The organism is Arthrobacter sp. MDT2-3 (genome assembly GCF_059090465.1).
The window spans coordinates 146,802-168,624 of record NZ_JBNHFS010000004.1 but is presented as its reverse complement, the minus strand read 5'-3'; the positions used below and the strand labels follow the sequence as shown (position 1 = coordinate 168,624).

Sequence of the window (21,823 nt, the reverse complement as noted above, 5' to 3'; positions counted from 1 at the left end):
CCTAGTGGTTGAATTCAGTTTGCGTTGTTGTAGACAAGGGGGCCCTTGCCATGCTGAGAAAAGTGTGCCTTGTTTATAACTTGGAACAGGAGCATCAGCCCACCGGGGTCGCAGTCGTTGCTTGCCACCAACCACGAAGAGCCGCAAATCCCGCAGAAGCTCAAAAAAGTTGAGAGCTCCTTAAAGTTTCCAGGGGATCGAGACGATTCATCTGATGCCATACGCGGGCTTCTAATTTATATAGCTTTGGTTATCGGCATGACGGCCAAAGCCGGCACCGGAGAAGGACCTTGGAACGCAGGCAACCCCTAGCCCCCCGCCGTAGTACATGGACACACAGCGCAACGTTCCGGCCCCCACACGTAACCTGTTTAGATGCCTCGTTTTGCACTTGATATTGAGTCCGTGCCCCGCCCTGTCCGTTCGCAGGAGCTGCTGGACGCCGTCAACCACCGGGTCGTCATTGCCGATGGCGCGATGGGCACCATGCTGCAGGGCCGGGACCTGTCGCTCGAAACAGACTTCCAGGGCCTCGAAGGCTGCAACGAGATTCTCAATGACACGCGTCCGGACGTCCTCGCGGACATCCACGACGCCTACTTCGCCACGGGCATCGACGCGGTGGAGACCAACACCTTCGGCGCCAACTGGTCCAACCTCTCCGACTACGGCATCGACGACCGGATCGAAGAGCTCGCCCTGAAGGGCGCCAAGATCGCCCGCGAGCGTGCGGAGGCCGCGGAAGAAACAGACGGCCGGATGCGCTGGGTCCTCGGCTCCATGGGCCCCGGCACCAAGCTCCCCAGCCTCGGCCACACCAGCTACGACTACCTCAAGCAGACCTTCGCCCTGCAGGCCGAGGGCCTCATCGACGGCGGCGCGGACGCCTTCCTCATCGAAACCAGCCAGGACCTCCTGCAGACCAAAGCTGCGGTCAACGGCTGCAAGCAGGCCATCGTCACCCGCGGCATCCGCCTCCCCATCTTCGTCGAGGTAACGGTCGAGACCACCGGAACCATGCTCATGGGTTCCGAAATCGGCGCCGCACTCACCGCGCTCGAGCCGCTCGGCGTTGACGCCATCGGCCTCAACTGCGCCACCGGCCCGGACGAGATGAGCGAGCACCTGCGCCACCTCTCCAAGCAGTCCTCCGTGGCCATCGCCTGCATGCCCAACGCCGGCCTGCCCATCCTCGGCGCCAACGGCGCGCACTACCCGCTCACCCCCACCGAACTCGCCACCGCGCACGAGCAGTTCGTGCGTGAGTTCGGCCTGGGCCTGGTGGGCGGCTGCTGCGGTACGACGCCGGAGCACATGGCCGCCGTCGTCGAACGCCTTGCGCCCTTCCGCAACGCAGCCAAAGGCACCAACACGGGCGCCGACAGCAACACCCCCGCCCGCGTCCCCACCGAGCGCGAAGCCGGCGTCGCCTCCCTCTACCAGCACGTGAACTTCGACCAGGACGCCTCCTACCTCGCCATCGGTGAGCGCACCAACGCGAACGGTTCGAAGGCCTTCCGCCAGGCGATGCTCGAAGAGCGCTGGGACGACTGCGTGGACATCGCCCGCGAGCAGATCCGCGTCGGCGCGCACCTGCTGGACGTCTGCATCGACTACGTAGGGCGCGACGGCGTGGCCGACATGAAGGAGATCGTCTCGCGTTTCGCGTCGGCCTCCACGCTCCCTTTGGTCATGGACTCCACAGAACCGGCCGTACTTCAGGCCGGGCTCGAACACATCGGCGGGCGCCCGGTGGTCAACTCCGTCAACTATGAGGACGGCGACGGTCCGGACAGCCGCTTCGCGCGCATCATGCCGCTCGTGAAGGAACACGGCACCGCCGTGATCGCCCTGACCATCAACGAAGAGGGCCAGGCACGCACCACCGAGGGCAAGGTGGCCATCGCCTCGCGCCTCGTCGACGCCCTGGTGGGCGAATGGGGGATGCGCGTCGAGGACATCATCGTCGACTGCCTCACCTTCCCCGTCGCCACCGGCCAGGAAGAGACCCGTCGGGACGGCATCGAAACCATCGAGGCCATCCGCCAGATCACCGCCAAGTACCCGGGCATCAACACCACGCTCGGCGTCTCCAACGTATCCTTCGGCCTGAACCCGGCCGCGCGCATCGTCCTTAACTCCGTGTTCCTGCACGAGGCCGTGCAGGCGGGCCTGACCAGCGGCATCATCGACGCCGCCAAGATCGTGCCGCTCGCCTCACTGCCGGAGGAACAGCGCAAGGTGGCCCTGGACCTCGTCTGGGACCGCCGCGAATACGACGCCGACGGCAACACCACTTACGACCCCCTGGCCATCATGCTGGACATGTTCGCCGGCGTCGACACCGCAGCGCTCAAGGACCAGCGCGCCGCCGAACTCGCCGCGCTGCCCACGGGCGCGCGCCTGGAACGGCGCATCATTGACGGCGAGGGCAAGGGCCTGGAAGAGGACCTGGACCTGGCACGCAGCGAGGGCATGACCCCGCTGGGCATCATCAACGACCACCTGCTCGAGGGCATGAAGGTGGTGGGCGAGCGCTTCGGCGCCGGCGAGATGCAGCTGCCGTTCGTGCTGCAGTCCGCCGAGGTGATGAAGAACGCCGTCGCGTTGCTCGAACCGCACATGGAGAAGTCGGACTCCTCGGGCAAGGGCACCATGGTGATCGCCACCGTGCGCGGCGACGTGCACGACATCGGCAAGAACCTGGTGGACATCATCCTCACCAACAACGGCTACAAAGTCATCAACATCGGCATCAAGCAGGGCATCGCTGAGATCATGGCCGCGGCCGAGGAGCACAACGCCGACGTGATCGGCATGTCCGGGCTGCTCGTGAAATCCACCGTGGTGATGAAGGAGAACCTCGCCGAGCTGCAGTCCCGCGGCCTCGCGAAGAAGTGGCCCATCATCCTCGGCGGCGCCGCCCTCACCCGCGCCTACGTGGAGCAGGACCTGGCCGAGCAGTTTGACGGCGTGGTCCGGTACGCCAAGGACGCCTTCGAGGGCCTCGCCCTGATGGAACCGCTGGTGCGCGTTGCCCGCGGCGAGTCACCGGACGACGTCGGCCTGCCGCCTTTGAAAAAGCGCATCCATAAGGGCGGCGCGAAGTTCACGGTGACCGAGCCCGAGGCAATGCCCGGCCGGTCCGACGTCGCAACCGACAACCCTGTCCCTGCGCCGCCGTTCTGGGGCACGCGCATCGTGCGCGGCGTCGCGCTCCACGACTACGCGGCCTTGCTCGACGAGCGCGCCACGTTCATGGGGCAGTGGGGCCTCAAGCCCGGCCGCGGCGAGGACGGGGCTTCCTACGAGGAACTGGTGGAACTCGAGGGCCGGCCGCGCCTGCGGTACTGGCTGGACCGCATCCTCGCCGAGGGCATGCTTGATGCGTCGGTCGCCTACGGCTACTTCCCGGTGGTCTCCGAGGGGGAACAGGTGGTGGTGCTCCACCACGGGGAGGATCACGACGGCGTCCTTGGCACCGCGGGCCTGCTCGCCCCCGACGGTGGTTCAGGCGGTCCGATCGGCACCGACCGGCTGCGCTTTGACTTCCCGCGCCAGCGCCGCGACCGGCACCTGTGCTTGGCGGACTTCGTGAAGTCGCGCGAATCGGGGAAGATCGACGTGCTGCCGGTGCAGTTGGTCACCGCCGGCTCAAAGATCGAAGAGTTCACGTCCAAGATGTTCGCCGCCAACCAGTACCGCGACTACTACGAGCTCAACGGCCTGGTCATGCAGCTCACCGAGGCGCTGGCGGAGTTCTGGCACGCCCGCATCCGCAAGGAGCTGGGTTTCGCGGCCGAGGAGCCGAAGGACACGGCAGGGTATTTCAAGCTCGACTACCGCGGTGCCCGGTTCTCGCTCGGCTACCCCGCGTGCCCGGACATGGAGGACCGCCGCAAGGTGACCGAGCTGCTGAAGCCTGAGCGGATGGGCGTGATCCTGAGCGATGAGCTGATGCTGCACCCCGAACAGTCCACCGACGCGTTCGTGTTCCACCACCCGGAGGCGAAGTACTTCAAGGTGTGAGCTGGGGGCGGTCTTCGGCCTGCGCGTGTGGAGGCCAAAACCCCTGGGCGGCAGCCGGACCGCCAATTCTTCTGCCGGGATGGTTTCACTGCTGAGTGCCTGAAGCGACGCGCTATCGCGCGATGGCGATGAGCAGAAAGTACCGGTGGTAGGAATCGGGTAGTGCCAGCCGATAGTAGGGTATCTTGCCCTATTCCGGGCTGGTCTGGCCGCGGGTACGATCCATCTACGACGCTGAATATTGCTGGGTCTGGGGGCGTCCGAATCGGATGTCCGGTGCGCTTTCGTGCAGCGCGCCGGCCAACGGATGGGAAAGCCATGGCTCGCAATGTTAGTGCTCGACTCACGAAAGCGCCTGGGAGATCCTTGCGCCACGCCCTCAAGCTGCTTCGGCTCCTGCTTGTCACGGTTTTAGCTATCGCCCTCGCAAGCCTCACCGTACTCACAGCCCCGCAAGCGCATGCGGCGGACGTCTTGGTGGCTCCATCGACGGAGACAGCACCCGTTCCGAGCTCCAGTGACGCGGCGGACGACACCGCGATCTGGATACACCCGACAGACCCGTCGCAGAGCGTGGTGATCGGTACGGACAAGTTGAGTACCGGAGGCGTGGGGGTCTACGACCTGTCGGGGCGCCAGTTACATTTCTACCTGCACGGCAGTATGAATAACGTCGATCTCCGGTACAACTTTCCGCTGGGCAGTGAACGCATCGCCCTCGTTGGTGTGACGGAGAGGAATGTGGAGTCGACCGGCGTCCGGTTTTACAAGGTAAACGTGTCGGATCGATCGCTGACAGAGGTAGGGCGCATCAGTACCCCGGGCAGGCCCCGCGGCTTCGGGATGTATCACTCCCCAGTCTCGGGGAAGTATTACGCCTTTGTGCATGACTTCAACACGAACGTGATAACTCAGTTCGAGCTTGACAGCTCCAAGGGATCGGTTCGAGGGACTTCCGTACGTTCCTTCGACAACGGCGACAGCTCCGAAGGCATTTCGGCAGATGATGAGCTGCAACGTCTCTATGTATCCGAGGAGGAAGTCGGCGTGTGGCGGTACGGAGCTGAGCCGGGGGACGGGTCAACCCGGACACTCGTGGATCGAACCGTGGCAACCGGCGGACGAATAGTGGACAACATTAAGAACACCGCCATCTATTATGGCCGGCAGGGGACCGGTTATCTGATTGTCTCAAGCCAGGGCGGATCCAACTTCGTCATCTACAACCGCAATGACAACGCCTTCGTCGGCTCCTTCAAAATCAGCGATGGCGGCGGCGTCGACGGTGTGAATGGCCAAGACGGCATTGATGTCACCAATTTTGCACTTGGCCCTTCCTATCCCGCTGGATTATTTACAAGCCAGGACCATAACAACACCAATGCGGGCAACGGCAACAGCGGTAACCAAAACCACAAGCTCGTCTCCTGGCAGCGAATTGCCGATGCTTTCAGCCCAAAGCTGCTTGTGGACACCACTTTTGACCCGCGTCAAATAGGAGCAGAGGGCGGAGGAGGAGACCCCGGACCGGATACCGCACCGCCCGATACGTCGATTACGGGTGGCCTATAGGGACCAGTGGCGGCAGGGACTAAAATAGGGGGCCGCCGCCCTTTTGCGCCTTGTCGTCCAAGCGTAAAGTCTTACCACTTCGGAGGTAACAGACAGACGCCCGGGGCAGGACATGCATGACACCAGAGGTGGGTCGTGCCGGGCCCCACCTCATGCAAAGGAAGCAATCATGAGAGATTTCAGCGCATGGGCCCGTTACGGGATGAAGACGGCATGCACGGTCCTGGTACTCCTTGGGCTAGTGGTCGCAGGAATGACTCCGGTGGCGGCGGCTCCGCCAAACTCAGATAAGGACCGTCTGGGCAACGACGTTTCCTGGCCGCAGTGCGGTAAGGACCTTCCCACCGCTCAAGCATTCGCGATCATAGGCGTGACCGGCGGACTAGCCAATAACACCAACCCTTGCCTCGGTGACCAACTTGCCTGGGCCGCTACCGCTACAGGGAGGTCTTCGCAGCCCAAAGTTGCTTTATACGTGAACACTGCCAACCCAGGCCATGAGGGCTCTTGGTGGCCGTCGTCCAACATCTACAAAAATGTGAACGTCCCGAATCCCTACGGAGAATGCCGGGCGCCCGATGGCGAACCTGAAGGCCCCGTCAACCTTCCCTGCTCATACATGTACGGCTACGCAAAGGCTTATGACGACGCAATTGAACGAGGTGTGAGCAACCCCGGCACCTATTTCTGGTGGCTAGATGTGGAGACAGGCAATAGCTGGCAAACCGGCGCAGCCGACAGCAGAGCTCTGAACCGGGCGACCCTTGAGGGAATGGTCAACTACTTCAAGAACACCACTGTCGGTGTCGGGATCTACTCGACTAGCTATCAATGGGGAATCATCGCCGGGACCGTGCCGTCCGGCAGCTCCCTCACAGGGCTGCCAAGCTGGCTTGCAGGGGCTAAGACCCTGCGGGGAGCGAAGTCGAATTGTTCTTTGCCTGGTCTGACGCCCGGCAGCCCCGTAACAGTGACCCAGTATGTGTCGGCCGGCCTCGATTACGACTACTCCTGCAAATAGACATCACCTCGCCTCCCGGCACCGCGGCGGTGACACCCGTTCTGCCGTATTGGGAATTGGTACCCGGTCGCCGGGGTGACTCTTGAGCTGAAGTTGGTGGCGTGGCTTGGTGTCAGATGCTGTTATTCCGACTCCGGCGTCGTCCAGGCAGGGGGCTCGCTTACCCGATGGTTTACCCACTGACCGGAGGCAAGTGCACCGGGGACTTTTGACCGTTGGAAGGCTTGTCCATACAAAACGCTCCATGTGGTTGTACTTGCCGAAGTCCAGGACCGCTCCGTTGAGCCGGGCCGCGAGGTCGTGACTCACCGTGATGGTTATGGTCTGAGCGGTATCGGCTGGTGATTCCAGGGTGCAGGTCAGAAATTTTATTGCCCGGGTGCGGGAAAAGTAGAGTCCTTGGGACCGGCAGCTACGCATGGCCGGGCACTGTTACTGTCTGCCCGTCCCTTGGTTTTCTGTCTTTCATGGGCGGCATGCCCCGCAATTTCCCACGAGTTCCAGGGTACGGGAGACGGCTCTGAAGCCGTCTGTGGGCTGGTTGTCCTGTTGGCCCAGCGCGGCGGTCCTAATCAGGGTTTGCTCGTCGGCATCATCAATATAAACATGTGTTGATTGGTTTGCAGGGTAAAGGCCTAATCCTCCACTCATTTCAGTGCTGGCTTTGCAATTGAGAATGATTCTCATGTAGTGTGCCGGTTATGTCTGTGACTCTTGTCAGTTCCCTGGATGTTTTCAGCCGCCAGGCGGCGTGCGCCGCACTGGCCGCCGAGTCTCCGGGCGCCCTTGTCGTGTTCCATGACCTGCTCGAGGACGGTCTGGTGGTCCGGCGGGTTTTTCAGGAGGGCCGGCGTCTTGATCATGGGGAAGCGACGCTGGAACACCCCTGCCTGGGCTGCACGGTCCGGCTTGATGTTGTGCCCACGGTGCGGCGGCTGCTGGCGTCCGATTCCCGCATCATTGTCGGCCTGCCGCCGGCCGCGGCGTCAGAAACAGCCGTGCATATCCTGCTGCGGGGCCTGGGGGAAAAGGTGAATATTGATTCAGTCGTTCTCGCTTGCGCCCCGGATGCGGTCGAGGACCATATCTGGGACCACCACACCCTGTTCGAGTCCGGCTTCACGCCGGTTCCGGCGGATGACCGGACGGCCGGTGAATTCCTGATGGGCGAACTGTGCTTCGCAGATACGGTCATGCTGGCGGACCCTGCGCTGGTCTCGGTGGATCCCGCTGCGCGTCTTCGAGGGGTCCAACTGATTCGGGAACTGGCCCCGCATGCCGTACTGACCGATGGCGCGGGCGATATCCGCACCGGCGCGCACAGCCTGGCCGACGCTACGGCACGGACAGTGCCCGGAATGGTGCGGGCCGCAGTTGAACCATCGGGACCGTTCACCACAGTGGTGCAGCGCATTGAGCGGCCCCTGCACCCGGAACGCTTCCGCCACGCCCTGGCGACCCTGGCCCAGGCCTGCTGCTGGCTCCGCGGAAGACTGTGGGTGGCATCAGCCCCGGGCTGCAGAATCGCCGTGCAGGGAATCGGTCCCCGGCTGTGGCTGGAAAACACCGGACCCTGGCAAGCCGAACGAAAATCCCTGCCCTTCATCGCTCAAATGACCGGTCAGGACCTGGGTGAATGGCACCCCGAATACGGGGACCGCGGCACAGTCGTGGCCTTCACCGGCGATGACATCGACGCTGCAGAAATTGCCGAACTGCTCGGCGCCTGCGAACTGTCACAAGCGGAAATGGCCGCCGCCGCTGACTCATTCCCCGACCCTTTTTACCTCAATGTAACAACCGACACCTCACAAAGGAGCAACTCATGAAAGTACGGAACTCGCTGCGGGCACTGAAGAAAATACCGGGCGCCCAGATCGTCCGCCGCCGCGGACGGACCTTCGTCATCAACAAGAAAAACCCCCGGATGAAGGCCCGCCAAGGCTAAACAACTGATCCGCTCTCAAGAGGGCCGGGCCGGCGCCTACAGACTTTTGGGGCGGACGCCGTGCCTGGTCCCACCGCCCGTCCACAATTGGGATCAATTCTGGTCATCCCGACTGAAAGTCGGGGCTGGAGCGCTCCAGGTGTATTGACCTGAGAGGGTGCCGCCGGCGGCCGGATCTTTCGGTTCGGACGACGTTAAGGTCGGTTATGATTTTCTTATCAAGGGGAGTACTCCCGTCTGTGTTCGGCCCGTCAATACGGATGCATTGAAGCATCTCGGGTCGACGGCTCCGGTGTCGTCCGGGCGGAGGAGACCTTGGCGTATCTGTCCAACGCCGACCCCTTGGGAGCATCCTCATGCAGGTCACACCTCTGATCTGGCTCGTCACGATTGCCGTGACGATCCTGGTCTTCGTCTACGAGTTCTTCGCCCACGTGCGCAAACCCCACGAGCCATCCATTGCAGAATCGGCGCGCTGGTCCGCGTTCTACATCGGACTCGCTCTGCTGTTCGGGGTGGGGATCGGCACTGTGTCGGGATGGACGTTCGGCGGTGAATACTTCGCCGGCTACCTGACTGAAAAGGCACTGTCGATCGACAACCTGTTCGTGTTCCTCATCGTGATGGCCGGATTCGCAGTACCGAAGAAGTACCAGCAGAAGGTGCTGATGATCGGGATCATCATCGCCCTGATCCTGCGCGGCGGGTTCATCGCCATCGGAGCGGCCCTGATCGAAAACTTCTCCTGGATCTTCTACATCTTCGGTGCCCTGCTCCTCGTCCTGGCCTACCGGCAAGCGTTCAGCAATCACGAGTCGAACCCCGCGGACGGTAAGTTCATGACACTTGTCCGCCGCGTCCTGCCTGTCACTAACGAGTACCACCAGGACAAGGTCACGGTCCTGCAGGGCGGGAAGCGTTTCGCCACGCCGATGCTGCTCACCATCATTGCGATCGGCTTCGTAGACCTCATCTTCGCCGTCGACTCAATCCCGGCAATCTACGGCCTGACCAACGAGGCGTACATCGTCTTCACCGCCAACGCATTCGCGCTGATGGGTCTGCGGCAGTTGTTCTTCCTCATCGGCGGACTGCTCGAGCGCCTGGTCTACCTCGCCCAAGGGCTGGCCGTTATCCTCGCCTTCATAGGCGTGAAGCTCGTCTTCCATGCCCTGCACGTCAACGAGCTCCCCTTCGTCAACGGCGGGAAACCGCTCCTCTGGGTGCCGGAGATCCCCATCTGGCTCTCGCTGCTCTTCATCGCCGCAACCATCGTCGCAGCAACCGTCGCGAGTCTGCTGAAGACCAAGGCCGGCGAGAACGAGGACGGCCGCGGACTGATTCACAACGAACCAGTGGTGATCACCGCCGACTCCCCGCACAAGGAATCCGAGGTCGACAAGAAGGCGGCGCCGACTGCCAAGTCCAAGTAGCTCCCGGCCGGCAGGCGAGCCGGGGACAGGAGGCGCGTGCTGCAGCAGGATGCTGTTCCCGATAATGGAACGAGGTGGCCATGAGGGCCCATTTCGCAACCAGCTGTAGGTGATGCCAGTGCTCATCCCTACGCTGGCGAAGGCCGGGACCAGGCTAGGAGCCGTGTGTCAGCCTGTACAACCACTGTCAGCGGACGCCGAGGTCGCTGTCGACATACGAACCCGGGCGGTTTTCAGTGCCATGTTGGCAATTGCAGCCACCATCCAGCTGAAGCCGAACGGTCACCGGACTCGACGATTCGAGCCGGATGTCAACATGCTCCTTCCCGTTGCTGCTAAGGCGGAGAATCGATTCTTGGTCGGTGCGATGGGTCATGTGATTACCTTTGCTGATCCGGGGAGAGTGGATGCGCACCGGTGGCATGGGCCAGGAAGGCCCATGCCACCGGGGCGGGTTGCTACTTACGTGAGGTTCTACGCCTTGACGTATCCGTTCGGATTCAGCACGAATTTCGTTGCCGAACCGGCGTCGAATTCGGCGTAACCGCGCGGTGCATCCTCAAGTGGGATCGCTGTGGCGTTTACTGCCTTGGCGATCTGGACCTTGTCGTGCAGGATCGCCATCATCAGCTGGCGGTTGTACGACATGACGGGGCACTGTCCAGTGGTGAACGACAGGGACTTTGCCCAGCCGGTGCCCAAGGACAGCGACAGGGAGCCGTGCTTTGCTGCCTCGTCGATTCCACCAGGGTCGCCGGTGACATACAGGCCGGGAATGCCAAGAGCCCCGCCTGCAGCGGTGATGTCCATGAGCGAGTTCAGTACCGTGGCGGGGGCCTCGTGGGAGGCGTCCTTGCCGTGACCGCGGGCTTCGAACCCTACGGCGTCGACGCCGCAATCCACTTCGGGGACGCCAAGGATTTGCTCGATCTGGTCCTTCGGATCGCCCTTGGTGACGTTCACCGTTTCGCAGCCGAAGGAGCGGGCCTGAGCCAGGCGGTCTTCGTTCATGTCACCGACAATCACAACGGCTGCGCCAAGCAGCTGCGCTCCGACGGCGGCCGCGAGACCCACCGGGCCGGCACCGGCAATGTAAACGGTGGATCCGACGCCCACTCCGGCGGTGACGGCACCGTGAAAGCCTGTGGGGAAGATATCGGAGAGCATGGTGAGGTCCATGATCTTTTCCAGGGCCTGGTCGCGATCCGGGAACCTGAGCAGGTTCCAGTCAGCGTAAGGGACCAGCACGTATTCGGCCTGGCCCCCCACCCAGCCGCCCATATCCACATAACCATAGGCGCTGCCCGGTCGGTCCGGGTTGACGTTCAGGCAGATGCCCGTCTTGCGCTCCTTACAGTTCCGGCAACGGCCGCAGGAAATGTTGAAAGGTACAGAGACAATGTCTCCCACCTTGATGAACTCCACGTCCGGACCGACCTCCACCACCTCGCCGGTGATTTCATGGCCAAGGACGAGGTCCTTTGGGGCCGTGGTCCGGCCCCTAACCATGTGCTGGTCCGAGCCGCAGATATTGGTGGTCACCGTGCGCAGGATCGCGCCGTGGGGTACTTTTCGGCCCACATTGGCGGGATTGACGCCAGGCCCATCCTTGAGTTCGAACGTCGGGTAGTCGGTGTTGATGATTTCGACGACACCGGGTTCTTTGTAGGCAACGGCTCTGTTTCCTGACATGGACACTCCTTGTGGTGGGGGTATGGTGCCAGGCCCTCCATACGGATGGCCTTGCACTGGTCCGGCAAAGTTGCAGGCGCTGCCCCAGGCCCGAAAGCGGTGCTTCGATGAGGATACCTCCCCAGGTTTCAGGCCACCGAAGCACCCTTCACGGGCACGGGACAGCTCTTCCTTCGCGAGGGTGAAGGCTGTCAGTGGGATGCTGTGTCCAGTGGAACAGCATCCCGATGCTGCCTGCCCGGCGCTGAACCGGACAAGTAAGAGTCCGATGGTCGAAGAGCCTGTAATGATGAGATTAGGGTCACAAGAGCTGCAATAAAAGCGCAAAATCTTGGAGATAATCATGCGGAACAGGTGCATGATCGATGCCCCGCTCATCTCGCACCCCGTGCACCCGGACGGACTCCGGAACCGGTCGTAAACAGCACGGACGGACATCCCCTTGCACGTACTGCAAAGGGATGCCCGTCAGGACCGGGCAACGCGTCCGGGGTTGGACCGTGCCACGGATAGGTATTGCTACTGTCAGATAAGGGCTAAGGGTTGGAAACGGGTGCCGTCACCAGCTGAGGCGCAGCTGGAGCATCTGGCCCGCTGACAGCCACAGCCGGCTGTGCGGTTGCAGCGTGTTCGGCCAGGACGCCCGTCTGGTGCCTGATCTTCAGGCGGTACAGCAGGGCACCGCCGCCGGCGACGGCGGCCACGAAGATCACGCCGCCCCACTGCAGGTACCACTCAAACGGGGGCACCGAGTTGTAGATCTCCGGGCGGGGCCAGATGAGGTTCAGGGTCATGGCGCCGCCCCACAGCACCGCGAGGATGTTCACGGGCAGTCCCCACTTGCCGAGGCTGAAGCCCGGCTCGGTGCCGTCATCCGCAAGCGGCCACTTTTTCTGGAACCTCTTGCGAAGCAGCGGAACGGTGACCAGCAGGTAGGACAGGTAGATCAGGACGATGCTGATGCTGGAAAGGATGGTGAAGATGGCAGGCTGGGAGACGTTGACGATCAACGGCATGATGGCGATGACACCGATGACGATGGCCGCTACCGTGGGCGTCTTCCGCTCGGGATGCACCTTGCTGAGCTGGCGGCTGAAGGGCAGGTTGTTGTCCCTGGCCATGGCGAACATCATGCGGATGGCGGCAGCGTGAACGGCCAGGGTGCAGACGGTCACGGCCACCACAATGCACACCAGGAACGCCTTGCCGAAGGGGCCTCCCAACACGGAGAGCACGATGTACTGCAGGCCGCCGTCGGCAGCGCCCAGCTTGGGGTCGTTGAGGTCGGGAGCGGCCAGGAGTCCGCCAAGGAGAATCAGGCCGCCGAGGATGAAGGACGCCGTGATGGCGCGGAGGATGGCCTTGGGGGCGGTCTTTTTCGGGTCCTTCGTCTCCTCGCCGAGGGAACTGGCCGTGTCAAAGCCATACATCACGTAACCGGAGGCCATGGCCCCGATGAGGAACACCCCGAAGAAGCCAAGGTCGTGGTCCATGCCGTAGCCTTCGGTGCTGAAAAGGACTTCCGGCCCCCGCACCACATGCCAGCCAAGGGCCAGGATGAGGAGCACGGCGGCGGCGAGCTCCACGAAGACGCCGATGCTGTTGATCTTGGTCATCAGCTTCACGCCGAAGGCGTTGATGAGGGTGGAGATGGAGATCATGATGCTGGCAAGCAGCACGCCGTTCAGGGCGAAATCGTAGGTGCCGGTGCCGTCGCCGATGATCTGGAAACCGGACCAGATCTGGGGCAGGGTGAGCTGCAGTGCAAGGGCCACGGCGCCGAGCGCCACGATCGAGGAGATGAGCAGCAGCCAGCCCGCCAGCCAAGCGAACGTCCCTGACGAGAGCCGCTTGGCCCAGTTGTACACCGAGCCGGCCACCGGATACCTTCCGGCAAGCTCGGCGAAGCAGAGCGCCACCATGAGCTGGCCGGCGAAAACGAGGGGCCAGGACCACGCGTAGGCGGGGCCGGCCATGGAAAAACCAAAGTAGAACAGCTGGAAAACACCGGTGAGGATGGAAATGTAGCTGACGCCTGCGGCGAAACTGGCGAACTTGCCGATGCTCCGGTCCAGGGTCTGGGCATAGCCGAACTCGTCCATGCCACTTGAATCAGTACTCTTGCTGGGTTCGAACATCTGAACTCCTAAGTCAGAAAAGCACGATGGTGATGACCCATGGCCGCCATTGGACACGGGTTATATCGGCGGCCGGGCACCGCGCCTGCGGCGCCCGGCCATGTCCCCCAAATGCTGGTGCTAGCCGGCGGCCCCCATGCCGGCGTCATCGGCAGGTGAGCCAAACCAGCCGCTGGGCGCGGGCTGGATGTTCTGCCAGATGTGTTTTGCCTCGCGGTATTCGTTGAGGCCGGCGCTGCCAAGTTCACGGCCAATGCCGGACTTCCCAAAACCGCCCCACTCCGCCTGCGGGACGTAGGGGTGGTAGTCATTGATCCATACTGTTCCGTGCCGCAGGGCTCCCGCAACGCGTTGCGCCTTCGACGCATCCGACGTCCAGACAGCACCTGCCAGGCCGTACTCCGTGTCATTGGCGATGGCGACGGCCTCTTCCTCGGTCCGGAACGTCTCGATGGTCAGTACCGGGCCGAAGGATTCTTCCCGCAGCACACTCATGCCGGAGCGGCAGTTGCCAAGCACCGTGGGCGGGTAGAAGAAGCCGTCCGCAAGGTGCCCGTCGTCGGGAATGTAGCCGCCGCACAAAAGCTCGGCGCCCTCCGCGATGCCGGCCTGGACGTAGGCGTGGACCTGGTCGCGGTGCTTTGCGGAGATGAGTGGGCCCGTTTCCGCGTTGGGGTCAAAAGGCCCGCCCATCCGGATCTTTTGGGCGCGTTCCACCACCTCGGCGACAAAACGTTCGGCGATTGACTCCTCTACGACGAGCCGCGCCCCTGCCGAGCAGACCTGGCCGGAGTGCAGGAACACGGCGGTCAGGGCATTGTCGACGGCGGCGTCCCAGTCGGCGTCAGCGAAGACGACATTGGGGTTCTTCCCGCCAAGCTCGAAGGCGACCCGCTTCACGGTCTCTGCGGCCGCCGCCATGATGGTTTGGCCCGTGGCCAGGCTGCCGGTCAGGGAGACGAGGTCCACCCGAGGATCGGAACTGAGGAGGGGGCCCACCCTCGACCCGCTACCCGCGACCAGGTTGGCGACGCCGGCCGGAACGCCGGCCTCCGCCAGGGTTTCCATGAGCAGGATGGAGGTGGACGGCGTGAGCTCGCTGGGCTTGAGCACGAAGGAATTTCCCGCAACGAGTGCCGGCGCCACTTTCCAGGCCGCCTGCAGGAGGGGATAGTTCCAGGGTGCGATGAGGGCGCAGACGCCGAGCGGTTCGTAGACCACACGGCTGATGGCATTCGGCCGTCCGGTATCGATGACCCGGCCGGCATCGAGGCCCGCTATTTTGCCGTAGTAGCGGAAGCAGGAGGCGATGTCGTCAATGTCGTATTCGGCCTCGACGAGGCGCTTGCCCGTATCCAGTGCTTCGGCGCGGGCATAAGCTGCCTTGTCCCGCTCCAGCAGCGCGGCGATGCGAAGCAGGACCTCCCCGCGTTCAATGTCGGTCAGCCGGCGCCACGCACCGCCGTCGAACGCTGCCCGTGCACTGGCAATCGCCCGCTCCGCGTCCTCCGGGGTGGACGAGGCGACTACCGCCACTTCTCGCCCGTCCGCCGGGCAGCGCACAACGGTTGTGCCGCCGTCGGATGCCTGGTGCCAGGCGCCGTCAATGTACAAGCCCTTGATGGCGTCCTGCGCTTGTCCGGCGTCGCGGACCTGCTCAGCGGTGGCGGTCATCGTTTCTCCTTTTCCAGTCCATCAATCATGCCTATGCCTTTGCCGCGGGGGCAGCTGCAGTGCCGGAACCATTACGCTCCAACGGGCTGATCCCGTGCCGGTAGAACTCGGCATGCTGCGGCGCCAGTGGGGCCTTACCCGCGATGAGGTCGGCGGCTTTTTCGGCGAGCATCATGACGGGCGCGTAGATGTTGCCGTTGGTCACGTAGGGCATGGCCGAGGCGTCCACAACCCGGAGGCCCTGCGTTCCGTGGACGGACATGTCGAGCGGGTTCACTACCGCCATCGGGTCGGACTCCGGGCCCATCTTGGCGGTGCAGGAGGGGTGCAGGGCGGTTTCGGCGTCGCGGGCCACCCAGTCCAGAATCTCGGCGTCGGTGCGGACACTTTGTCCGGGCGAAAGCTCCCCGCCGTTGAAAGGCATCATGGCGGACTGGCCCAGGATGTCGCGGGCCACGTGGATGGCCTCCACCCATTCGCGTCGGTCCTGCTCGGTGGAGAGGTAGTTGAAAAGCATGGACGGGTGGACGGTGGGGTCCGTGGACTTGATCTTCAGGGTGCCGCGGGCGTCGGAGTACATGGGGCCGATGTGCACCTGGTAGCCGTGCTTGGCGTCCGCTTTCTGCCCGTCGTAGCGCACTGCCACGGGCAGGAAGTGGAACATCAGGTTGGGGTAGGCCACGTCCTCGTTGGAGCGGACGAACCCGCCGCCTTCGAAGTGGTTGGTGGCCGCGGGGCCCTTGCGTCCCAGCAGCCACTGCAGGCCGATCAGGGGGTAGCGCCACAGGTCCAGGTTGGGCTGCATGGATACCGGCTGGGTGCAGGCGTGCTGGATGTAAACCTCCAGGTGGTCCTGCAGGTTCTCGCCGACGCCGGGCAGGTTGACCACGGGGTTGATGCCCAGGGAGTTGAGGTGCCCGGCTTCGCCCACGCCGGAGAGCTGCAGCAGCTGCGGGGTGTTGATGGCGCCGCCGGACAGGATGACCTCGCCGGCATTGACCACGTGGGTCTGCCCGTTGCGGCGGTAGGTGACGCCGGTGGCCATCGTGCCCTTGAAGTTGACTTTGGTGACCATCGCCCGGGTGAGGACGGTGAGGTTCGGGCGGCCGGCGTTGGGGCGGATGTGGGCCCGGGATGCCGAGAGGCGCTGGCCCTTGTGGACGTTGCGGTCGAAGGCCGCGAAGCCTTCCTGGCGGTAGCCGTTGACGTCGTCGGTCAGAGGGTAGCCCGCTTCCTGGGCTGCCTTGAAGAACGCTTGGAAGAGCGGGTTGGTGGCAGGGCCACGTTCCAGGACGAGCGGGCCGTCGTGGCCGCGCAGTTCGTCATCCGGGTCCGCCGCCAGTGCGTTTTCCATCTTGTTGAAGTAGGGCAGGCAGTGTGCGAAATCCCAGGTGTCCATGCCGGCGTCGGCGCCCCAGCGCTCGTAATCGAGGGGGTTGCCGCGCTGGAAGATCATGCCGTTGATGGAGCTGGAGCCGCCCAGGACCTTGCCGCGGGCGTGTGCCACGCGGCGGCCGCCCATGAACGGCTCCGGGTCCGATTCGTAGCGCCAGTCATACAGCGGATTGCCGCTGGGGAAGGTCAGCGCGGCAGGCATTTGGATGAACAGGTCCCAGGGGTAGTCGCTGCGTCCGGCCTCGAGAACCAGGACACTGCTGTTGCCCCCTTCGCTCAAGCGGTTGGCGAGCACGGAGCCCGCGCTTCCGCCGCCGACAATGACATAGTCGTAGTGGGTTTTAGTCATGCTGGAAACTCTCTTTCTACCTGGTGCAGGCCAGCCGCTGAGGGCTGGTGGTCCTTCTTCCGGAAGCGGCGATGCGCCGCGATGCCGGACGAGTGTTGGAAATCCATGAAGTGGTGGATGCGGACTGCTGAAGCGTCAGCGCTGACTCAACGCGGTACCGGAAATCCCTGAGGTGTGGTGTACGTCATACCCATGCACAGTAATGGACGTTGAACGAGTGTTCAATAGTCCGACTGGACAAACGTTCAATATTTAACGCCGCTGAAACATCGCGCCGTGACGCGGAGGGGAAAAGGCACCCGCGGCCCTCGAATATGACGGGCGGCTGTCATGAACGCGGGAACCCCACGGAAGGGCGTAGCGATGGAAGTGGGGATGGCTTCCAACCGCATTCCATTAGCGAAAAGGGTGAAGCAGCCTGCTAAGCGGCGAAGGCGATCTCTTCGGTCCGGGCGATGCTCCGCCGGATGGAGTCCTTGTCAACACCAAGGAGCGCGGTGAGCCACATCCCGTTTTGCACGACGACGATGTCTGCTGCCCGCTCCCTGCATTCGTCATTGGAAAGCTCGGGCCGGGCATTGCAGATCAACGTCGCGAGCCCTTGGAGGTAGCGTTCGAACGCTGCGGCGTTAATGGAGGCGAAGTCTTCATGGGCTTGTGCCAAGGCCCATAGGTGGAGCCGCAGGGACAGGTACTGCAAGGTAAGGAATTCCGGGGCCGCCACCCGCTGCAGGGCCTTCTTCAGCTGCTCGCCGGGAGGCGAGTCGGGGTCGGGCGTGACCAGCATCAGGTCATGCTGGTCTACCCGGTGAAGAGCTGCACGGATCAGGCTCAGCTTGTCTTCGTAGTAGTAGTTCACCAGCCCGAGAGCCACGCCGGCCTCGCGGGCCACGGCCCGCATACTGACTCCCGCAATACCGTGGCGCGACAGCAGATCCAAGGCCGCTTCGAGGATGCGCGACTGCCTGTCGACCTGTTCCCCGGGTTTCACAGTCTTTGTATCCACTTGGCCAGACTATGGGCAATACAGTGGTGGCGCACGCTGCAGCATGATGGATGGCTTAGACCCCAAGATCAACCCGGTCCCTGGACTGATCGGAGGGCGCCCGCGCGGACTGACCGCCGGCGATTCTGCCCCCACTGGAGACCGGCTTCACCCGCCGGAACGCGGCGAGAACGGCCCTGCCCACCACAACGATGCCAATGACCGTGGTGACGGCACGCAGGGTATCCCAGCCCGCCGTCGACGTTACGAGCGAGTACAGCAGGAAGCTGCTCAGGTTGGTGGCCAGCGGCGCGCCGGGCTCGTATGAAATGCCGGTGCCGGCGCCCACCGCGAAGGGCCAGAACCACAGGTTGGTCAGCAGGCCGAACAGGTAGGACGCCACCGCGCCGTATCCGCACAGCATCCAGAGTTCGGCCTTGCCGCGCACCCGGCGGGGGAGCAGGCCGGCCCCCGCGCCCACCCACGCACAGGCGAAGATCTGGAACGGCGTCCAGGGCCCGATCCCACCCCACACCGCGCTGGAGACGGCGATCGTGGCGGCGCCGAGGAGCAGGCCGAAACGGGCACCGAACGCCCGGCCGGCCAGGATCAGCAGGATAAAGACCGCCTCCACGCCCCCGACGCCGGTGCTCACCACCCGCACCGCCGAACCTACCGCTGCCAGGACGCCGAGCAGCGCCACCATGTGTGCGGAACGGACCGAGCCGTCCAAGGAAACGACGACGGCGACCGCGGCGACGGGCGCGATGGCCAGTGCAGCGTAGGGGAGGGCAGCGGCGGCATCCTGAGGGAGGGCCGCGGCGAGCAACGGCCAGCAGAATGCGGCGAGGGCCAGGAGGTTTGCGGCTGAGAGGACGGCGAGTTCGACCCCGCGGGGCAGCCGGAGGCGGTGTGGCTTCGTCGCCCTGTGAGAGTCTGCTGATTCGTCGACGGGTTGTGGTGTTGGGGCCCGCGGCGCTGTGGCGGACGGTGCTGTAGCGGTAACAGCCGGCGGGTTGTCCTCCACAGTAGAGGGCACGACGCCGTCCCGCATCGGGAGGATCCGGGCGCCGAGGCCGTGGGCAAAGTCGTGGTCGTGGGTGGCAATCAGGACGGCTGTGCCGGCGCCCGCTGCCGCCCGTAGCGCCGCTGAGACTGCTGCGCGCGCTGCAGGATCGAGTCCGCGGGTGGGCTCGTCGATCAGGAGGATCGGGGGATCGTCGATGGTCTGCAGCGCGATGGCAAGGATCCGGCGCTCGCCTGCTGAGAGGTCGCGGGGATGCTCATGGCCGATGGGAATCGTGACGTCGCCCCGCAACCGGGCAAGGTGTGCAGTTGCGGATCCAGGTGCAGGCTGTCCGCCGTTCTTTCGGCGCGCAAGGCGCCGCTCCGCGGCGCGAAGCTCTCCCTCGACGGTGTCCCTGGTGAAGAGGTCGTCCGAGGCGTCCGGCACCAAGGCCACGCGGATGCCGTCGGCCGTGCCGCCGTCGTACGTTTTTATACTTCCCGTTCCTTCAGCGCCCGTGCCCTCACCCAACGCGAGCGCCACCAGGAGGGACGACTTCCCGGCCCCGTTCGGCCCCACCAGGGCTACCACTTCACCGCGGTGCAGCGTGAGGGACGCCTCGCGCACAAGTGGCTTGCCCTTGCGATGCACCGCAAGGTTTGTCCCCGTCAGCACGGGCGCGAGGTCCGTCTGCTGGGCCTGGGCCGGAAGGGCCTGGACGGGGGCGGAAGGCGCGGATGGCGCGGTACCCGGCAGGAGGGCGCCATCGCTGATAGTCCACCAGGAATCGGCCACCGGCACGAGCGCTTCCGCCCGGTGCTCCGCCACAATGACGCAGACACTGGCGTCGCGGGCGAGGGCGTGAAGCACGGCGGTGACGCGTCTGCGGGCCGTGGTGTCCAGGTCTGCCAGGGGCTCATCCACCAGGAGCAGGGCCGGATGGTCCACCACCGCGGCGGCGATGGCGACGAGTGTTGCCTCACCGGCGGAGAGGGTGCTGAGATTCCGGTCCAGCAGATCGGTCACCCCGATACGCTCGGCAACCTCTAGCACACGAGCCTTGGTGGAAGCGGATGGCATACCGCGCAGCTCAAGGGCGAGGGCGATTTCGTCCCGGACCCGGGTGCTGGCGAAGGCGGCGCGCGGATTCTGCAGGACGACGCCTACGGTGCGGGCGGTTTCGCGCGGGGGAGTGGTGGCACGGTCGGCTCCGGCGACGCGCACGGTGCCGGAGAGTTCGCCACCGTCCACATGCGGAAGGAGGCCGGCGATGCCGCGCAGGATGGTGGACTTCCCGGAGCCCGTCGGTCCGGTGATAACGGATACTGAACCGCTCGACGGCGTGAAACCGGCAACGCGCACCGTCGCGTCACCGATGCGGAATTGTGCGTCCCGGATGAGGACCGGGGCTTCGCCATGTTGGTTGGGTTGGTGTCCTGCCCTGCTCCCGAAGCCGCGCAACTCTAGGGCCGCGGCAACCCGGCTCGCGTGCTCAAGGGTGCGCTCGAGGATGGGCACCAGGGCGCGGGGTCCAAACTTTTCTCCCCGCAACCGGAACGCCAGGCGGACGGAGGCAACGGCGTCGGCCAGCGCCGGCAGCGCAGCCCACGCCACTACGAGAGTCCTGGCCAAGCCCTGCATGGGGCCGCGGCGGGCCAGGTGCACGAAGCCCCGGGCCACGTCCACGAACGCGTTGAGCAGGCCGAAGCCGAGGAACATCGCGGCAATCGGCAGGGCCGAGAGGACCGCCTCCCAGAGGCCTTGCCCCGTGACCGGGCCAAGGAAGACCACGTGGGCAAACGGGGCAGGGAGCCGCATAGCCGGCAGGTCGAGCAGGACCGGCCCGCCAAGGCCCGCGCCGTTAAAAAGGACGCGGTAGATGACCCGCGCCGCGACGAAGACGACGGCGAGGGCCGCCGCTGCACGTAACGGCGCGGGTCGGAAGGTCATGCCCTGGGGGTGGCCGGTTCGCCGTCGACCGTGTAGAGCAGTTCCAGGCTCTCGCCGGGGCTCACCTTCAGGGTGGCGAGGCCTTCCTGGGCGTAAGCCCAGTCACCGGTAGCTGGCTTGACCCAGAGGGACCAGTACGCGAAGGCGGCGGGCATGCCCTTGCATTCTTCCCGGTACGTGCCGGCCTTGTGGGTGATGTCGAAGTCCGCGGCTGGCACACCGTTCACGCGGCACACCAGTTCCGTGGGGTACTGCTCGGTGCCCTCGGTCTTGATGTTGGCCTCCTTGAGCACATCGGCAGCGACAGTGGGCTCGTCCACATCCACGCAAACGGAGGTGTCGGCGGCTGCCTGCTCCAGGGCGCCCGGATCAACGATGACCTTTACGCCGTCGCAGGGCCCATCGGAGGTGCTGGGTGCGGCGCTGGACGAAGTTGCTGCCGAGGAAGCCGGTGCAGAGGCGGCCGGCTGGGTGGCAGGCACCGAACAGGCGGCGAGGGAAAACAGGAGACCGGCGGCGGCGAGGGAGCTCGCGGCGGCGGTGCGCATCATAGTCAAAGTCACCATTTAAGGGTAGGGCGTTGGTTGCCCGGAACCGGAGGCTGTCGACTTTTGTGACGTCAGGCTTCACC

General features: G+C 64.3%; 13 protein-coding genes. 6 read left to right on the top strand and 7 right to left on the bottom strand.

The features are described from left to right. The first annotated feature begins 375 nt into the window (after nt 1-375). The 6 genes from metH to AC5RUQ_RS13495 all read left to right on the top strand — a co-directional run bounded on the left by metH (nt 376) and on the right by AC5RUQ_RS13495 (nt 10,003). Nucleotides 376-4,029: a methionine synthase gene (gene metH / locus AC5RUQ_RS13520; RefSeq protein WP_493947850.1), complete on the top strand. Its 3,654-nt coding sequence runs from the start codon at nt 376-378 to the stop codon at nt 4,027-4,029. A gap of 366 nt (nt 4,030-4,395) precedes the next feature. After that, the gene (locus AC5RUQ_RS13515) at nt 4,396-5,601 is read left to right on the top strand and encodes a phytase (protein ID WP_493947849.1); all 1,206 of its coding nucleotides are present in this window, start codon (nt 4,396-4,398) and stop codon (nt 5,599-5,601) included. A gap of 169 nt (nt 5,602-5,770) precedes the next feature. Then, nucleotides 5,771-6,622: a glycoside hydrolase family 25 domain-containing protein gene (locus AC5RUQ_RS13510; protein WP_493947848.1), complete on the top strand. Its 852-nt coding sequence runs from the start codon at nt 5,771-5,773 to the stop codon at nt 6,620-6,622. A 701-nt stretch (nt 6,623-7,323) separates the two neighbouring features. Next, nucleotides 7,324-8,451 carry a GTP-binding protein gene (locus AC5RUQ_RS13505; RefSeq protein WP_493947847.1) on the top strand — a complete coding sequence of 376 codons (1,128 nt, stop codon included), beginning with the start codon at nt 7,324-7,326 and terminating at the stop codon, nt 8,449-8,451. Further along, nucleotides 8,448-8,570, top strand: coding sequence for a type B 50S ribosomal protein L36 (gene ykgO, locus AC5RUQ_RS13500; protein WP_011693081.1), 123 nt, complete (start codon nt 8,448-8,450; stop codon nt 8,568-8,570). Before AC5RUQ_RS13505 ends, ykgO begins: the two co-directional genes overlap by 4 nt. Before the next feature lie 356 nt (nt 8,571-8,926). Further along, on the top strand, nt 8,927-10,003 hold the full coding sequence (locus AC5RUQ_RS13495; RefSeq protein WP_493947846.1) for a TerC family protein: 1,077 nt from the start codon (nt 8,927-8,929) through the stop codon (nt 10,001-10,003). 474 nt (nt 10,004-10,477) lie between these two features. On the opposite strand, the gene fdhA is transcribed toward AC5RUQ_RS13495, so the two are convergent. The 7 genes from fdhA to AC5RUQ_RS13460 all read right to left on the bottom strand — a co-directional run bounded on the left by fdhA (nt 10,478) and on the right by AC5RUQ_RS13460 (nt 21,758). Beyond that, nucleotides 10,478-11,695: a formaldehyde dehydrogenase, glutathione-independent gene (gene fdhA, locus AC5RUQ_RS13490; RefSeq protein WP_190613821.1), complete on the bottom strand. Its 1,218-nt coding sequence runs from the start codon at nt 11,693-11,695 to the stop codon at nt 10,478-10,480. Nucleotides 11,696-12,231: 536 nt separating this feature from the next. Next, nucleotides 12,232-13,833, bottom strand: a complete 1,602-nt coding sequence (locus tag AC5RUQ_RS13485) for an APC family permease (protein ID WP_493947845.1) — start codon at nt 13,831-13,833, stop codon at nt 12,232-12,234. Between the two features lie 120 nt (nt 13,834-13,953). Beyond that, complete coding sequence (locus AC5RUQ_RS13480; RefSeq protein ID WP_493947844.1) at nt 13,954-15,507, bottom strand: aldehyde dehydrogenase family protein; 1,554 nt, start codon at nt 15,505-15,507, stop codon at nt 13,954-13,956. Between the two features lie 31 nt (nt 15,508-15,538). Beyond that, a complete protein-coding gene (betA, locus tag AC5RUQ_RS13475) occupies nt 15,539-17,251 on the bottom strand; it encodes a choline dehydrogenase (protein ID WP_493947843.1) in 1,713 nt (570 codons plus the stop codon). A 421-nt stretch (nt 17,252-17,672) separates the two neighbouring features. Beyond that, on the bottom strand, nt 17,673-18,257 hold the full coding sequence (locus AC5RUQ_RS13470; protein ID WP_493947842.1) for a TetR/AcrR family transcriptional regulator: 585 nt from the start codon (nt 18,255-18,257) through the stop codon (nt 17,673-17,675). A 55-nt stretch (nt 18,258-18,312) separates the two neighbouring features. After that, complete coding sequence (locus AC5RUQ_RS13465) at nt 18,313-21,192, bottom strand: ATP-binding cassette domain-containing protein (RefSeq protein ID WP_493947841.1); 2,880 nt, start codon at nt 21,190-21,192, stop codon at nt 18,313-18,315. Then, nucleotides 21,189-21,758, bottom strand: a complete 570-nt coding sequence (locus AC5RUQ_RS13460) for a hypothetical protein (RefSeq protein ID WP_493947840.1) — start codon at nt 21,756-21,758, stop codon at nt 21,189-21,191. Before AC5RUQ_RS13460 ends, AC5RUQ_RS13465 begins: the two co-directional genes overlap by 4 nt. Nucleotides 21,759-21,823 lie beyond the last annotated feature (65 nt).

Coding starts and splice junctions, on each gene's coding strand:
- AC5RUQ_RS13465 (WP_493947841.1), bottom strand. CDS start 21,192: ATGACCTTCCGACCCGCGCCGTTACGTGCAGCGGCGGCCCTCGCCGTC.
- AC5RUQ_RS13460 (WP_493947840.1), bottom strand. CDS start 21,758: ATGGTGACTTTGACTATGATGCGCACCGCCGCCGCGAGCTCCCTCGCC.
- AC5RUQ_RS13510 (WP_493947848.1), top strand. CDS start 5,771: ATGAGAGATTTCAGCGCATGGGCCCGTTACGGGATGAAGACGGCATGC.
- fdhA (WP_190613821.1), bottom strand. CDS start 11,695: ATGTCAGGAAACAGAGCCGTTGCCTACAAAGAACCCGGTGTCGTCGAA.
- AC5RUQ_RS13495 (WP_493947846.1), top strand. CDS start 8,927: ATGCAGGTCACACCTCTGATCTGGCTCGTCACGATTGCCGTGACGATC.
- AC5RUQ_RS13505 (WP_493947847.1), top strand. CDS start 7,324: ATGTCTGTGACTCTTGTCAGTTCCCTGGATGTTTTCAGCCGCCAGGCG.
- metH (WP_493947850.1), top strand. CDS start 376: ATGCCTCGTTTTGCACTTGATATTGAGTCCGTGCCCCGCCCTGTCCGT.
- ykgO (WP_011693081.1), top strand. CDS start 8,448: ATGAAAGTACGGAACTCGCTGCGGGCACTGAAGAAAATACCGGGCGCC.
- betA (WP_493947843.1), bottom strand. CDS start 17,251: ATGACTAAAACCCACTACGACTATGTCATTGTCGGCGGCGGAAGCGCG.
- AC5RUQ_RS13485 (WP_493947845.1), bottom strand. CDS start 13,833: ATGTTCGAACCCAGCAAGAGTACTGATTCAAGTGGCATGGACGAGTTC.
- AC5RUQ_RS13480 (WP_493947844.1), bottom strand. CDS start 15,507: ATGACCGCCACCGCTGAGCAGGTCCGCGACGCCGGACAAGCGCAGGAC.